Annotated in this window: 10 protein-coding genes and 1 pseudogene; 3 read left to right on the top strand and 8 right to left on the bottom strand. The window is 41.1% G+C overall.

Annotated features, from left to right (window positions below; genetic code table 11):
- Window positions 1–636: 636 nt before the first annotated feature.
- The 3 genes from L4D19_RS02605 (at window position 637) to L4D19_RS02595 (ending at window position 4,776) form a co-directional block, all read left to right on the top strand.
- Window positions 637–1,749: an endonuclease/exonuclease/phosphatase family protein gene (locus L4D19_RS02605; RefSeq protein ID WP_428451053.1), complete on the top strand. Its 1,113-nt coding sequence runs from the start codon at window positions 637–639 to the stop codon at window positions 1,747–1,749.
- Between the two features lie 394 nt (window positions 1,750–2,143).
- Entirely contained in the window at window positions 2,144–3,376 is a 1,233-nt protein-coding gene (locus tag L4D19_RS02600) for a DNA/RNA non-specific endonuclease (protein ID WP_428451052.1), read from the top strand.
- A 59-nt stretch (window positions 3,377–3,435) separates the two neighbouring features.
- Window positions 3,436–4,776: a hypothetical protein gene (locus L4D19_RS02595; RefSeq protein WP_428451051.1), complete on the top strand. Its 1,341-nt coding sequence runs from the start codon at window positions 3,436–3,438 to the stop codon at window positions 4,774–4,776.
- 664 nt (window positions 4,777–5,440) lie between these two features.
- Here L4D19_RS02595 and L4D19_RS02590 read toward each other — a convergent pair.
- The 8 genes and pseudogenes from L4D19_RS02590 to L4D19_RS02555 form a co-directional block, all read right to left on the bottom strand.
- A complete protein-coding gene (locus L4D19_RS02590; RefSeq protein WP_428451050.1) occupies window positions 5,441–6,010 on the bottom strand; it encodes a hypothetical protein in 570 nt (189 codons plus the stop codon).
- 2 nt (window positions 6,011–6,012) lie between these two features.
- Window positions 6,013–6,729, bottom strand: a complete 717-nt coding sequence (locus L4D19_RS02585; RefSeq protein WP_428451049.1) for a hypothetical protein — start codon at window positions 6,727–6,729, stop codon at window positions 6,013–6,015.
- A gap of 655 nt (window positions 6,730–7,384) precedes the next feature.
- Window positions 7,385–8,023: an HNH endonuclease gene (locus L4D19_RS02580; RefSeq protein WP_428451048.1), complete on the bottom strand. Its 639-nt coding sequence runs from the start codon at window positions 8,021–8,023 to the stop codon at window positions 7,385–7,387.
- A gap of 11 nt (window positions 8,024–8,034) precedes the next feature.
- Window positions 8,035–8,814, bottom strand: coding sequence for a hypothetical protein (locus L4D19_RS02575; protein WP_428451047.1), 780 nt, complete (start codon window positions 8,812–8,814; stop codon window positions 8,035–8,037).
- A gap of 21 nt (window positions 8,815–8,835) precedes the next feature.
- The gene (locus L4D19_RS02570) at window positions 8,836–10,293 is read right to left on the bottom strand and encodes a hypothetical protein (protein WP_428451046.1); all 1,458 of its coding nucleotides are present in this window, start codon (window positions 10,291–10,293) and stop codon (window positions 8,836–8,838) included.
- A gap of 4 nt (window positions 10,294–10,297) precedes the next feature.
- Window positions 10,298–10,879, bottom strand: coding sequence for a hypothetical protein (locus L4D19_RS02565; protein WP_428451045.1), 582 nt, complete (start codon window positions 10,877–10,879; stop codon window positions 10,298–10,300).
- Window positions 10,880–11,177: 298 nt separating this feature from the next.
- Window positions 11,178–11,661, bottom strand: a pseudogene (locus L4D19_RS02560) (transposase); the annotation flags it as partial.
- A 97-nt stretch (window positions 11,662–11,758) separates the two neighbouring features.
- A complete protein-coding gene (locus tag L4D19_RS02555) occupies window positions 11,759–15,238 on the bottom strand; it encodes an nSTAND1 domain-containing NTPase (protein ID WP_428451044.1) in 3,480 nt (1,159 codons plus the stop codon).
- Window positions 15,239–15,291 lie beyond the last annotated feature (53 nt).

Below are 15,291 nucleotides of genomic sequence, written 5' to 3'. Positions count from 1 at the left end.
ACCGTTTGGTAGCTTTTTACTCTTAACTGAGCATATTTTTTAACTAAGCGTAGTCTTCAGTCGTTGTTTTCTGCTCTATTTCTGATACGGGAACCATGGCTTTACAAAGTGACAAATCGAAAAGTTTAGATGCTTCCGTATATTCGTCTTTTAGTCGAATGCACTACCTTCCAGCATTATTGGTATGGGTAGTGTGCGTCTTCTCTTCGGGGAATAGTCATAGTTTGTCATATGCTAAAGCAAAAACCTTTCTCTCATTAATACTATCCACCTTTCAGTATCACCGTTTTATTGAATTCACTTGTAATTATATGATTCTCAAGAAGAGCAAAACTCCTATCACTCGAGCCCACTTTATACTTCGTTCCAGTCTGTACTGTGATTGAGTTAAATGCTATTAATTATTACTTTCAATTAATAGCGTTTTTATAAAATATAAGGCGTATTCTCCAGCTTGAACCTCAATGTTACTGTCATGAATTGACCATGCTAATTGTGAAAGCCGGAGTAAATTCACTGGCACTATATTTATTCAAAAATAAATCTATTTTGCCGACAGTATGTAAATACTGTTTCCTATAATTAATTCATAGAAATCATATAAGAACCCACTAACTAATTGGTATGGGAACAAAAATGAAGACTAAATGCATCAGAATAGTGCTTACAGCGCTAGCGTTTTATGGTTTTGCATCAGTAGTAGCAGCCAAACCACTTAAAATCACAACTTGGAATGCTGAACACCTAATGTCAGAAGATAGGTTCAAGGAATGGAAAGCATATTGTGAACCACTAGATTGGAGTGACAAAAAGTCTTCTGTTAATACACAAAATAAAAATGAAGAAAAACCCCCTAGACTCACTTACTGCAACGCACTTAGCTGGCCCAAGGCTGTTAGAACTCTAGATGACCATAGAAAGAAAATAATCTCTCTTCGAGCTTTAGCCGATGACTTGCAATCTGATATCTACTTTTTTCAAGAGGTTTCTGACGCTAAAGCAATTGATGAACTCCTAAACAATAGCAGTTACGTTTCGATAAGTTCTTATGAACTATTGGAAGATACAATCATGCCACAAAATGTTGGCATCGCTTACAGGAAAGACTTATTCGATGAGGAGCCTTTCATTACAGTCAATAAAGATGTAATGGTTTTACACAAAAATATGGATGGAAAAGAGAGACCGGTTCGCCCCGGGATAGAGTTGAATGGGTCAATCAACGGAAAAGAGCTCACGTTCTTGAACCTACATATGAAATCGTCCTGTCACGAACTGAAGCTAGATAATAGCAAAATAGATTGTAAAACCTTCGCTAATCAGGTTTATGTATTAGAAGAGTGGATTGAAGGAATGGTTAAAAATGAAAAAGACTTCGTCTTACTCGGCGACTTTAATCGTGTCTTTGACTTAGATTGGTCATTTGAAGCTCGCTCCGACGGCGGAAACGCAAAGGATAAACCGACAGACGAATCGCAAACACGATCATTTCTGCATGAAATAAACGATGGCAAGCCAGAAAGTGTAGCGATTTACTATGCCCCAAATGTTTTCGTCAGAAAGCACTCCGACTGGAACTGTTATGAAAAGATAGATAGATTTTTCCTGAATCGAACTTTCGCTGAAACACTCATGTGGAAAACTCCGGCGTTGGGACTGGAAGCCATTGGGACAAATTACCCAGACTTTGGCAGAGATAAAGTCAGACCTTCCGACCATTGCCCTATCACCCTAGAGCTACCATTATAGACTCAAAGCTCAGCGTACATGACATATCAATGTATGCTGAGCTTCCTTGGTAAACTATCACCAAGGAAATCAACAGTATAAATTGCCACTGGTTCAATAGGCACTAGTTAACCTTTTTAATAAACCGCTTTTCTTACTCTACAGGCGACAACTGGTTATTAGTGCCGTGACTGCGCTTAATGCTAACTCAACAGCCCTGCATATTTCGCTCCTTTTACCTCACCAGCTTAAGCTAAATCTTCACAGGGTTGATGGACAAGGAGTGGGGGAATCGAATACTTGCAAGCGGTTATCAGACTTTCTCATATCACAGTCATCAACTGAATTTGCATTGTCTATAGTTTATCTGGGCATCCGGGTCTTAATAGTTGTGCAAAATGAGGAGGCAAAGATTATGGCTGGTTATGATCCCGAATTTTTGAGTGGTTTCAATATCGAACTACCAAGACCAAAAACTAACCTTGATGTAGCATTGGCACGCTCTGATAAGTTGAGGGAAGGATATATCGCTGATTATCCAAATTATAGTGTCATGATAAATGGCGATGAGGATAAGCGATCCCCTGCCCTTGTTGCATTCATGTTTGACCAAGACTTATTTAAGAAAACAAAACGAAAAAACAATTGGCGTAATGATAGGCGATATCGAAGGGAAGATGTGCTTGGTTCATCCTATTACTCTCAGACATGGAACCGTGGCCATATGGCAAGGAGGCACACCGCAGCTTATGGCCATACCCAGCAAGAGGCTCAGAGGAATTCTGATGAAACCTTTTATTATACGAATGCGGCGCTACAGCATGAAAACCTAAACCAGGATGAGTGGCTATCTCTGGAAGACGATGCGAGAGATCTTGATACACACGATGGGCGTGTATTGAGTTTTAACGGCTGTATCTACGGTAAGTTCGATCGCTCAGTAACTCCGGAAGGTGAACCGATGGCGAAGGTGCCTGCGGGGTTTTTCAAGGTTTTGGCCTTTCTCAACAAAGATGAAGAGCTTGAGGTTCAGGCATTCATTCAATACCAAGATAAAGAAGAGCTTAGGGATAAGCGTGGTAGTCAACGTCAGGGCTATGACAACGTTATCTATCAAGTTAGTGTCATGGAAGTAGAGGAACTGACAGGGTTGATATTTGACCAACAACTGTACGATGCAAACCCTTTATATTTTAACGAGCAGCCTGATAACACCCTAAAAGTAACCAATACCCCTGAACGAGTCGAGATTGTACGTAAAGAGGATATTGTTAAAAAAAACGAAGTTCGCAAGGTCGTGCTTGATGATGATGTTGATGTTTACCTGACTGCCGCATTGGTCAATCCCGTAGGTCAGGATGCTGGTAACGAATGGGTCAGTATCACCAATTTTGGTGTTGAGGAAATCGATCTCAAGGGTTGGGAGCTCATTGACCGCTCAGGTGCGAAGGAAGCAATTAAGAAGGCAACAAAGCTAAAGCCCGGAGAAGCTTATGTACACAGTTTGAGTACGATCAGGCTGAATAATGATGGTGATGCTATTGAGCTGTATACACCAGATAGTGAGCGCATTGACTTTGTTGAATACCAAGAGAAAGAAGTGCATGAAGGCCGACCTGTAATGTTTTTGACTCCGGCAACGCTGTGATTGGATTGCCGCTCATTAACTTGAGCGGTTTTCTATTTTCCAAATTAAGGGGTTAGAAAATGATATTTGAGCAGTCTGTGAAGTTTATTCGGGAATCACATAGGTTGTTTATTCTCGCATCTTGTTTGGTTTCAGTAATTATTCTCTCTGTTAGTGCAACTTCCAACAATGTTAACCGAGAGCTTTATGTACTTGATAAAGTTTATCAGGAACATGGCAAGGAGCTGCTGCAGGTACTTTCTGAGCATGTTTCGGTTGTTATTAAAAACGATGCAGAAGAGGCTACGAAAAGGCTCAATGAGCGCATTCAAGCCGTGAGTAAAAGCTGGGTTGGTAGTAGCGAAATTGAGTTTCCTATTGTAGTTGTAAGGCCAAACTTCTATCACAGTAAAGTGTCGGCTGTAGCCGATTATTCAAACTACTTTTATCTGGATGTTTATGTCAATTCCATCCGGCATGAATTAGCAGGTTTGTATGGCACACTGTCTGATTCGGGGTTAAACGCCGCATTTGAAGATCTAGGCGATAATGAGTCATTTATACTGACGGGTGAAATGACTCGTCAGAGTTATGATGTTGAAGTTTCTGAATGTAAGGCCGAAGGGCGTTTTAAGGTGAATGATGGTTTTTACCTCTCTATGTGCCTAGTATCTGTTATGGGACCAGAGCAGTCCTTCCCAGTATCAGAAACGTTCCCCTTGTATAATACGACTTATCGATACCATATTGGCGGTGGTGACAAAAGTGAGTTTGAACTGGTTGAGCGACGGTATGACTACGACAGCATTGAGTCCAAATTCAATTCCCACCTGTCACTGCTTGAGAAGGTTGTTAAAGAGACTGGTATTATTAGTGAAAGTCAAATGTATCTAACAAGGTTGTATGCCATCAATGCCTTGCTAGAGGACAAAGCTAACGCTGATCTCACGATGAATGAATTTATTCAAAATCAAAACGGATTAAAGCCATCTTCGCTTGATCAAGCCGCATTGCCTTTTGGTATTAAACTGTCCATTGCTAATTTGTTCATTTACTTTCCAGCCATTTTCATAGCTTTGGTTTATTATGCTTATGTGCACTTGGACAATTTTAGAAAAGTCGTGCCTATGGCTAAGGAAGTTGAAGATCTCTATTATCCCGCGGCGATTTTGAACGATAACCATATCAGCTTTAAAGTCACGGCAGCGATAACTGTTGTAGCCAGTATATTACCACTCATAGCACTTGCAATAAGTGACACGTTGGGTTTTGAGTTAATAGGTGGCTTTGGATGGATCTTGTTTTTTGCGGGCTTCCTATTGGCACTTTTTTATTGCAAAGCGCTAGATGAGACCAGGGATTTAATGTTCGATAAAAGGGCTGAGATTAAGAAAAAGAAAGAGCCTCAGGCGAGGGATTAAATGACAGGGTTGACTTGAAGAGCTTGAGCCGCGAAATTGCCATCGTACGATGGTACGGCCCTCTGTATTTTCGATGATAGATAACACGAAGCTCAGTAATTCTTTTCTTATCGGGGACAATGACAAAATATTTGACTTTCTTTCCTTCTCAGATCATGAATCCCGTGGCGCCAGTGGCTTAGGTGCACTTGGCCATATTTTCGCCTTTTGTATAAGCCTGCAGCTTCTATCGTTGGCTGCAGCATTATTTTCTGACCGTCCAGGGACTGCTCGCCGCCTCTTTTATCTTCGCGCTGGCTCAGTGGAACCAATGTCATTCCTTTAAAATCATTGTTGTTGAATACCAGCGAGGGACTGTGGCACTTGTAGGCGTAACACACCTTTGCCCCTTTTCGAGTTAAGCCCTGTTAACTTCGAAAAATAAAATGTCGCTTAATACTGTGTCCAGTTCTGCTGGTTCAGATCAAAGTAATTTCGTCCTACAGGTGATTTCGCCAATCATACACTGAAACGTATTTTCGATAGTTAGGCTATCTCCACTACTAGTAGAGACTTAGTAGAAATCTACATTGGAATGCCTAGGGTGTGATGTGATGGATGCCCCCTAGAGTTTCTGAATCGCTTATAAGTAAGGCCCCTCTTTAAGGGGCCTCAGAAGTGAATGTCATTTCTTATCAATTTTAAACGACAAGGGGCCTTCACCGGGTCTTTCTTGTCTGAGCACAACACCCTCACCACTGGCTCGATAGCCCTCTGGGTGAACGTAGATTTCGGCTTTAAGCACGGCCTCCTCATTCCAGATCAACCAAACTTGAATGGTTTGGTTCTCAAAGGGTTTGAGAAGTTTTTGAAGCTCAGCTTCTTTTCCTTCAAAAGGCTCAATCTCAATATCTACTTCATCATCACAGTCTTCAAAGGGCGTGAGAATGAGGTTATATGTTTCAGAAACAGAAATGCACTGATTATACCAAAGTGTTTCATCATCCTTGCTGCCAGCGGCTTTAAGTTCAAAGGCTTCTAAAAAGCTGTCGTTGGCGGCCGGAGTGGTGAAGCTTACTGGGTTAACTTGATTCTCATGCTGAGCAACATGCTCTTTAAACATACTGAAAATGTCTTCTACAAGCTGCTCATCCGACTCTTCTAAAAGCTCACCTCGAATACAGACCTTCTGGAACAACTCTTCTTCAAATAGAGCGGTTATTTCATTTGTAATATCTATCTTATCTTTCATCATCTTTATCCTTCCGCTTCTGTTTCGAGGACCTCTAGCGTGTGGCGATTGACCCCTATTTCAAGCGAATAGCCTTCGTTAGCCATTATTTTTTCTACCTTCTTACAGAAACGGGTAAAAAGTGTTTGTGGGCTTGAGTAGTTCAACCCAATAGATTCATTAAGCTTTGGAATGGTCAGTGTGGTATTGTTTGTTATGAGGAGGTATAAAAATTCTGCCTTGATAGGGTCAACCACACGTTCTTCGGCAATTAATTCCTCAATCACTTTAAGCAAAACAGGGAACACTTGCTTAGCATAAACAATTAGCTCAGTTTCCGTTAGCTCATCAGGTTTTAAATCAGGTTGTTGCTTAGCTTTTACAGTCAAGACATCTTGGTTTGAACGTCTTTGAAAGTATCTTGTTGGCTTGTCTTTATCTTTTTTGTTATCTTTTTCCCAGTTTGAAGTTTCTTTTTTATACCTACTCCTGGATTTTAGTTTTGCTGTTTCGCTTTTTTCAAGAATATCTCTCTTTGCTCTTTGGATTACCAAGTTGCAATACGCATACATATCAGCAGTAAACGTCTCATTTTTCGAGAACTTCTTCACTTCAAGTAGCCTTATTAAAGCCTGATGTACCAAATCTTCTCTAACATCCTTTTTTGACATACCTGAATATTTTGCAAGACATGTTAACCGTCGGATTGCCTCTTCAACTTGTTCTCTGTTTTTAAACCACATCCATTGTCCCTTGTTATTGTATGGGCATAATCAGCTCTCCGACTAATCCTAGCTTGGCAATAAATTCGCTTGCAATTAATACATAGCTAGGCAAACCAAGAGGGTTATTTTTGGCGAACTCATCATCCCAACTGTTGATGACTATAAAGTAATCTATCCTAGATGGTAGGTAATTTCCACACACTGTAGTGAGGCAATGAACGCTCCTTTTTTTGTATTAAGCGGTAACAACATAGTTCTGGTTCATTGACACCGTTGGAGGGGGCGTATATAGTTAACGAAAACTGGCCACAGTTTTTAATCATCTCAGAACAACCGTTAGACTCACTTAGAAGTAATAAAGTTCAGTGTAGTAGTTACTCTTGTCATAGAATTGATCAATTTCCTCTATAGAAATAGCCTTAGGCTTTTTTGTCTCAACTATTGATGTGAATATTACGAACTGAGTCTGAGGTTTACATATTAACGTTTAAGATTCGTGAACAATATATCTCACCATCGTAAAAAGGGAGCAATTCAAGTTCCCTCAGAGACTAAGTTAAAATTTTGACTTAATGGGGGAATAATGCGTATTTCATAGTATTCCGATTACTCATTTCTGGATTATCCGATCACTTATTTCCCCGAATGGAATCATCGAAATACGCACGTAGTACTATTTAGCAGGAGCAGCCTGAAATCGTATATCGAAACTTCCACCGGTATGACGTGTCGAGTTATGTAGCCACCTTGGGATAAGTTGTAGTTTTCGACTGCCTTCGACATGATGCCAGGTAAAGCCTTCTGGCTTCACATCTTTACCAAAAACTGCTCTATTTGCTTTAACGAAATCCTTCTTGTCACCGGATAATTTGATGTTTTTGGGGGCAACATAGGTTTTGTAAGCATAGGGAGAGAAGTCTGGATGTCCGCTTTTCTTAAAAGTCACACCTGACTTAAACCACTTACCTGAGTAGTGGCTGTTAACCAACTTTCGACCGGACTGACTCTTGATACCGTTTTTTCGGATGTCCTGCTTTCTCGCTAAATAGGTTTCAACCGCTTTAGGTTTTCGGATTTTCACCTTGGACGTTCTGATTTTGGATACCAGAGTGCCGATGCGAAGCTTGCTGCCTACACTTGAGACCATGCCCCCAAGGCGGATCATCCCCACTCTTGGAGCAACCTTTAAGTGAGTGTTTAAACTGCTTAGTTTCGCCCCCGCACCAATTTGCCAGTTAAGCCCCATGCCACCTTTACACCCTACCAGAGCCAGGTTAAGACAAACCAGGATAACAAATCGTATTTTTTTCATATCGTTGCTCCCTAATAACTACTTAAGTGAGACCAATCTGCATTTGCGCCAGCGTCAGTAAAAGCATCCATCCATAACTCGCGTAGAACGTTAGGAGACGTCCCATTTGTGATTTTTATCGGGATAAAGTGCATGTGAACGTCTCTACCACTGAAGTTATCCAAACGCTCGGTAGCATGAACTTTAAATCTGTGTATCTGTGCAGAGTTAGCTTTGCGGACTAGCTTGATCCCAAGCTCGTGACTGTACTGTCTAAAATCACTATAGATGTGGAGGGTTGTGTGATGGCCTTCATTCAATTCTTTCGAGTAAGAAATGCCTTTCATCGATTCGAGAATTGGAGAGCCGTGATAAGACTCTGCCTTAGCCAGTGACTCTAGATATACCTCAAACGGAGCCATTTTTTCTTTGTACTCATACTTGGCCTTCGTAATACTTTGTGAAGCAATATTGTCTGATGGCTTACCTGGATAGCAAAATTTGTATATGGGAGATACGTTACTATCAACTTTGTTTGTAAGGACATAAACGCTGATGGGTTCCCCTCGTTGAAGACGTTCCACTTCACGTAGGATGTTTTTCTTAATAGACATCCCATAACGGAGCGAAAACGGATCAGTTTTATCGATGACAAATGCCATACTATTGCTGACCAGCTCGGGAGGTAGGCAACCTTGAGAGTCAAGCTTACCCTCAATACTGCCACTAAAGCCAAAATATAAGATGCCACAACCAGCAAAGACTACAGCCCCCCAACCCAACGTTAACGCGACTTTATTTAACTTACTCATATTGAAACTCCCTAGTTAGTATTAATAGCCATTACTGTGGTTGTGAAACACTTGTTCTTTCTGTTGGCCAAACTCTTTGATCTCGTCATATAACTGCTTCTCAACCTGCTCAATTTCATCGAGTAGCTTGCAATTATTCGTAATCTCGCTGCTTAGATCGCTAATTTGGTGATATGGAAATGACGTGGGAAACGGTCGGGCTAAGATTTCATTTCTCAACTTAAAATCTTTCCCAACTTTTTGATGGACTTTCTTTCGATATTTCAAAAGTAATGAGCGGCAGGTGTCGACATAGTCGAGCTCAATCTCTTGTTCTCTACGATTAAACGTGACTAAAGTTTCATCGTAGTCAATGGCATTGTCTCTACCTTCCCTGAGCACATTCGCGAAACGACTAATTGCATCCTCATGCTTGTCGACAACCACTTCCAAGTCACTCAGAAATTTGCAACGAGTTTCTCCGAGTTCATCTTGTGCGGTAAGCCACTCTTTGTAAGCTCGATTAAAGCCAAAGATAGGGTCACCAGACCAGTAGTAGGCTTTCATAGCGCTCAGTACCGCTTCAGTAGCGCCGAACCCTACAATTAAATACAATTCTGGAATATGTTCGAAGGGTATATGTGCATCACCATTGATCCAATGAAATGGCCAAAGAAACCAAGATGATTCTCCAAGGGGCAAGGCTGCATTCTCATATACTATTTGCTCCATAGCCCAAGAGAAATACACATAGCATGAAGGAATCATTATGATTGCGTAGACAATGGTGAGCGTAACTAGAGCTAAGAAGCAGTCAACGCATATTCTTCTAACGCTTCTCTTTCTCTGCGCATTTTTATTCCGTGTGTGGAATCGCCTCATACTCAGCCCAAACAGGATTCCGGAGCCCATAATTAGCACAGTAACGGCTGCAGCAATAATAACGCTGCCTTCTTTACCCATTGCGTTGTACTTTACTAAGAGTCGTGAGCCAATAAACCAGTCGCCAATCATGACCGCCGCCAGTAGTACATAAATCCACTGGATCATTCCGTTTTCCCTAGGTAGTTCTTTTTCGTAGAGCTCTTTCATATTGGAAAATACGTCTCCAGTTTGGCGCTCTTTTTGCTGACATTTCTCATAACCATCTTCGTGTTGCCGTCCTACTTTAAAGAGCTCGTCATTCATAGTGTGCTTACACTTAGCTATTTCTCGCTTCAAATCATGAATTCCAGCGCTATTACTTTTCTTCATTTCCGCTTTTTGACTAAGTAGCTCTCTCTGACTTTGGTGCGCTTGTACATGCACACTGCTAATAATCTCAGCTTCTACTAGTTCAATGGTTGCATGTACGGATTTCACTGTGTTGCAACCAAAGAGATCTTTTGCAGTATGATCGGCTTCTGCACTCAGATTTTGTTCATCGAGCAACAGATTGCGATTGTGGTTTAGCTTCACAATTTCAAGTTCACTTGCGATCTCGTTGTTTATTCCTTTCATAGTGTTATCTCCAAACTTTTTGAACTAAAGCGGTGATGCCTACGACATAACCGATGGTTGTAGTTAGAAGGGCAATGGTTACTACGCCATACCAGTAATCAGAAAAGGTGAACATGGGGCCATCCCCTGCTGTGTAGAGGAGCAGCAAGAAAGCGAACAGAGGTGCAAAGTACATAAAGGGCATATAAATAGATTGCTTCATTCGGTAGATGCAATCGTCAATCACTAAGCACATAGGTGAAATACCGATTCTTAGTGAGTACACGATAAACACGAGCAAGGTGATAAGTGATATGTTGATGAGAAAATCGAGAGCGATCCATGCAATACCGAGAGCCTGTACTACATCAATCAGGTTGCGATCTTCTGCTGCAGAATACAAAAAGTAGCTAAGGTCACCGGCAAGAATGATGGCTGTTCCTAAGCAAAGTAATGTAAGTAGTATCCCTACAACACTAATATAAATAGCTAGCAACGATGAAAACTGCCAGATAATTTTGACCTGTGCTAGAAGCCTCTGATACGGTTCACTGTAAGCGAACCACCAACGCGTGGCAGCGTTGGTTACTTTGTCAAAGTAAGACATAGTTTCTTCCTTATTAAGTAGACTCGAGTAAGCTCACATGCACCACTTAGTACTTGGGCAGTGTGGCTTATTCTTGAATGGTGATTTAGGTATGCAAGGGAGGTTGGTACCCCCTTACTTAGATAAACGCTCTTTTTATTGAAAAACGAACAGAGGGTGATAAAAAATAAAAATACTAATGAAAATAGCAGGGGACCTCTTACAGCATTCGAGTCGATGTCTGAAGTGCCTTAAAAGACATGAGACACCTTAGAACAAGTAGAACCGGTATGAGTAGGCATCGAACCTCTTAGGTCACACGTAAGTCATCATGAATTTTGCGGTAACCGTATACGCAGCCACTTTCAAGCCATGCCTGTTTAATAAGTCCCGTTATCCTCTGATCTTCTTTTGAACGAGCTGATACCGATTCTTTAAGCTAAGCATAGTAACCACTATGGTGGACTTTGAGCATCTGGCATAAGCGTCAAACAGGGTAATGATCTGAGTGCTCTCGAATAAATGCGTATCTTAGCCTGACTCCCTGGCAAAGTACGCGGCGGCTTTTTTAGAATATCCCTCTCTTCAGTGACTCGCTTAAGTTCAGCCTTTAGGCGACTGATCTCAGATTGTTGATTCGATTCTTCCTTGAATATAGCCGGTTGCCTGTAGCTCTTTATCCAAGCGTATAAGCTATGAGTGGAAACACCAAGGCGCTTAGAGACGCTTGAGACAGAGTAGCCTTGCTCGGTAATTTGATTGACGGCTTGGATCTTAAATTCTTCGGTAAATCGCTTGTTCATTGTTCCTCCTCAGGACACAGAATTGTAAAGCAAATTCGTGTCTAGAGAAGGCTAATCGATTCAGAGTGTTTATAGGGGTAATCATCAAGCTGGTAACTTACTTTAGCCTCAACTCTTGCATGCGTTTAGTAATGTTTACTAAGTCATATTTGTACTTCAGAATATTTGGATGTGTATTAACAAGCATTTCCCTAATACGAAAACTATTCTTATAATAAGAAAATGCTATATTTATTTGCCCTAGTTTGGTATGCAAATCACCAATTGCATATTCTGTAACAGATAAGTCTCTTTGATACATAGTGTTATTAGGGTCTGATTTTAAGAGTTTCTTCTGAATATGAGAAGCCTGCTGATAGCTTGCTAATGCTAATTCTGTTTCCCCAAAAATGTCATATACTTTACCCATGTCCATATTGGCTACTGCCTGATCTCGTAGGTACTGCACATTGCTCGGGAATAACTGGACAAAATTACTGATTGTATCAAGATTTGTTTTGTAAACTTCCAACGCTAAATTATTTTGCCCTAGTTTCAGATATGTTTTACCTAATCTACCATTTGCTACAACTAGACTACGTTGATAAATAACGTCTTCTGGATGAACTTTAGCCAAGCTCTGTCGTATGCTTAAATTGTTTCGAAACTCGGATAGTGCTTGGTTTAGCATTTTTTTTTCATTATAAGCATCCCCCATCTTCTGATGCGACATTGCCAAACTATACAAGTAATTGCGATTATTTGGGTGCGATGAATTGATTTTTTTACGTATAATTAAGCTCTCTCTGTAAGATTTTAATGCATTATCAGCTTGTCCGAAGAGAAGGTAAATATCTCCTACCTTTTCGCATGATATTGCAAGATCCGCTTGGTAACCTATATTTTCAGGAGAATTGCTCGCGTTCTCTCTCATAAGTTTACGTGATTCTAAAATTAATGGCAAAGCTGACTTAAAATCTGTGCTGCCATTCTTAAGCATTAGCTCTACTTTATTAGTCAAGGCTATTGCACGACTTCTGTTGTAATCTTCTGGTTTAATAGATGCACCGTAACCATTAAGTGCGTCAAGCAGTGTATCGACTTGTTTTATGACTTTATTTCTTTCTGTAACAGGCGCATATTTAATGAGTGTATTTCTTAAACTAAAGTTCATAAAATCAAGATTATTTTTAACTTTACTTAGTAAATCTTCAGCCCGTTCTTTCTGTTTCTCAGCGACTCTAGTTTGTTGTTCTGCTATTTTTTTCTGCTTCTTTGCAATCCTTGTCTGCTCTTCAGCTTTCAGCTTTTGAACTTCTGTACGCTTCCTTTCTGCTTCTGCTTGATCTCTTGCTTTTATTGCTAACAGTGTTTGTTGCTCAGCACGTTCTTTCTCTTTCTGTTCTTGATTCTTCGCCTCTATAACTAACTGTGTCTGTGTTGCTGCTTCTATCCACTTTACCCTAGCAAGCACTGCAAAACCAGAAGCTATTATGATTAAAAATAATGCAATATTGAAACGCCGCCTTTGCTTTTTAGATTCCAGTTTTTCTAACTGAGCATGATTCTGCTGTGAGAGCGTAATGTATTGCCGTAGTTCTTTTCGGGCTATTAGGTCGTCACTTAAGTAGCTGTTACCCTCATCAAGAGCGAAGTTATCGAGCAGGTAATCCGAATCTATCCTGTCTAAATCCCTACCTGGATTTTTCTGAAATCTACGTTCTTTTTGCCACTCATTGAAGCGACTTTCATTATTCGCCAGCCAGAGCAGATACTTTTTTCTGCTTTGAAGCCAGCCTTGCAGACGTTTCCAGTATCCGTTGTAATTCTCTATACTTTGGGACTCATTGTTAAACAGACAGTCGTGAGCCAATTTAACGAAAGTGGTATATTTTGGTTGGCTTTGCTGGTCTTGATACTGACTTTCAATGACTAACTGAGCCTGAATCATCTCCTGGACAAGCTTATATAACTCAGGTCGGTTTTCCCTGATTTCATTCAATGGTACACTCCGTGCGTATACTTGGCCCTCAGTATTACTGCCAATGAAGTACTCAAAAAATTCATCGGATAAACCGCCGTGACGCTCCATTACTTTTTCAGCTTGAGCGGCAATAACTCCTCGCAGACAGTTGATGGTGTAATGTTCATAATGTGCGTATGTGAGCTTTCTTGCGTGAGGATCTTGCTCTTTTGCGAGCTCATACATGCTGGTCAGCAGGTATTCCACTGCTGGCAGTGCGTGATTAACATTCAGCGCTTCATTAATAATTTGCTCTTCTAAGCCATCGTCATATTTCAGTCCAAAATAGGCGGCCTGTTTATGTACAATAGCCCTCCAATCTTCTGCAGCTATGGTTTTAGATACCAAGCTGGAAGCATAACTACCTGCTTGCTCCAAAGGCTCAAAATATTCAGAACGAATAGAAACCACTACTCTTAACCATGGAACTGCTTTTGCCAGCGAATCTAACACTGAACTGAAGATAGTGAAATCAATGGATGTATCCTGATAGAGATTCAGGGTATCTTCATATTGGTCGATGTACCAGAGTAGGGGAGAAACTGCTTTTTCTTCCACGTCTTTATATGTTACTAACGTTTGAGCTTTTTCTGGTTGCTCCAGAAGAGTCCCTGCTAACTCCATTGGCTTTTGCTCCAATACAAGTTTAGGAGTTCTTTCCAGCAGATAAGAGAGCAAACCTACTCTAGAGCTGTGCAATTTAGGTTCAGTGATCAACCAGTTAGTATTAGAGGCTTCTTTTTTCAGCGCAGGGAGCAGACCGGCTTTAACCAGACTGGATTTACCGGATCCAGATACACCAGTGACAATAAGTAACCCCTCACTGGTATCATAATCACCTTTGAGTTTTTCAATAGCCCGGTCACGGCCAAAGAATCGGAACTGATCACGAAACTCAAAGCTGGCTAAACCTTTAAAGGGTTCACAGTGCCCTTCCGGTTCACCATCGTATTCATCTCCTAGCAAGAAAGTAAGCACTTCCTGTATACGAGTAATAGGAAGTAACTTACCGCCTTGTGCTTCTACCATTTGTCTGAGATCGTCTGAAAGTTCGGCATCATTAGCTTTAGGATAAGTAATGACAAAAGTCTCTCCGAAGTGTTCAAGCTGAGCCATAAAGTGGCAGGCCGCTTTCACCTTAGTTTCAAGATGACCAATGGCATGAACTTCACCGGAGCCATAAACCTCCCCAGTGGCGAACACAAAAGGGTTTACATCATGTGTCTTACCCAACTGTTCGCGATAAGCCAAAGCCAGAGCTAGGGCATAACCCAGACCAGCACTACTGCTTGATCCTTCAAAGCTAATACCGGAATCATTGGATGACGTAAGGTCCAGACTGATTTTAAATTTACGAACTAACCGATCCAGCGGATTCAGTGCAGCGAAGGCGGCCTGAGCTGCAGCATTAAGGTGTGTTTGCTGTGATTCGAATTGCCGCTGCTGCGCCAATACTTTTGTCAGTTGTGGATAGAAGCTGGCTTGGGCTGGAGTTGAAACATCGTTACCTGATGGGCGCTGGCCGCGAGTGGTAACCTGGTAAACTGTCTTAAGGCTCGACAGAAGGATATACATCGTTATTCCTTTCCGGTTATTCACAGATAAGAAAACTAGCGAACTGGCTTTTT

It is taken from the genome of Photobacterium kasasachensis, assembly GCF_050336885.1.
Classification (GTDB): Bacteria; Pseudomonadota; Gammaproteobacteria; order Enterobacterales; family Vibrionaceae; genus Photobacterium; species Photobacterium kasasachensis.
This window is presented reverse-complemented; position numbering and strand designations above follow the sequence as displayed.

Coding starts and splice junctions, on each gene's coding strand:
- L4D19_RS02605 (WP_428451053.1), top strand. CDS start 637: ATGAAGACTAAATGCATCAGAATAGTGCTTACAGCGCTAGCGTTTTAT.
- L4D19_RS02600 (WP_428451052.1), top strand. CDS start 2,144: ATGGCTGGTTATGATCCCGAATTTTTGAGTGGTTTCAATATCGAACTA.
- L4D19_RS02595 (WP_428451051.1), top strand. CDS start 3,436: ATGATATTTGAGCAGTCTGTGAAGTTTATTCGGGAATCACATAGGTTG.
- L4D19_RS02590 (WP_428451050.1), bottom strand. CDS start 6,010: ATGATGAAAGATAAGATAGATATTACAAATGAAATAACCGCTCTATTT.
- L4D19_RS02585 (WP_428451049.1), bottom strand. CDS start 6,729: ATGTGGTTTAAAAACAGAGAACAAGTTGAAGAGGCAATCCGACGGTTA.
- L4D19_RS02580 (WP_428451048.1), bottom strand. CDS start 8,023: ATGAAAAAAATACGATTTGTTATCCTGGTTTGTCTTAACCTGGCTCTG.
- L4D19_RS02575 (WP_428451047.1), bottom strand. CDS start 8,814: ATGAGTAAGTTAAATAAAGTCGCGTTAACGTTGGGTTGGGGGGCTGTA.
- L4D19_RS02570 (WP_428451046.1), bottom strand. CDS start 10,293: ATGAAAGGAATAAACAACGAGATCGCAAGTGAACTTGAAATTGTGAAG.
- L4D19_RS02565 (WP_428451045.1), bottom strand. CDS start 10,879: ATGTCTTACTTTGACAAAGTAACCAACGCTGCCACGCGTTGGTGGTTC.
- L4D19_RS02555 (WP_428451044.1), bottom strand. CDS start 15,238: ATGTATATCCTTCTGTCGAGCCTTAAGACAGTTTACCAGGTTACCACT.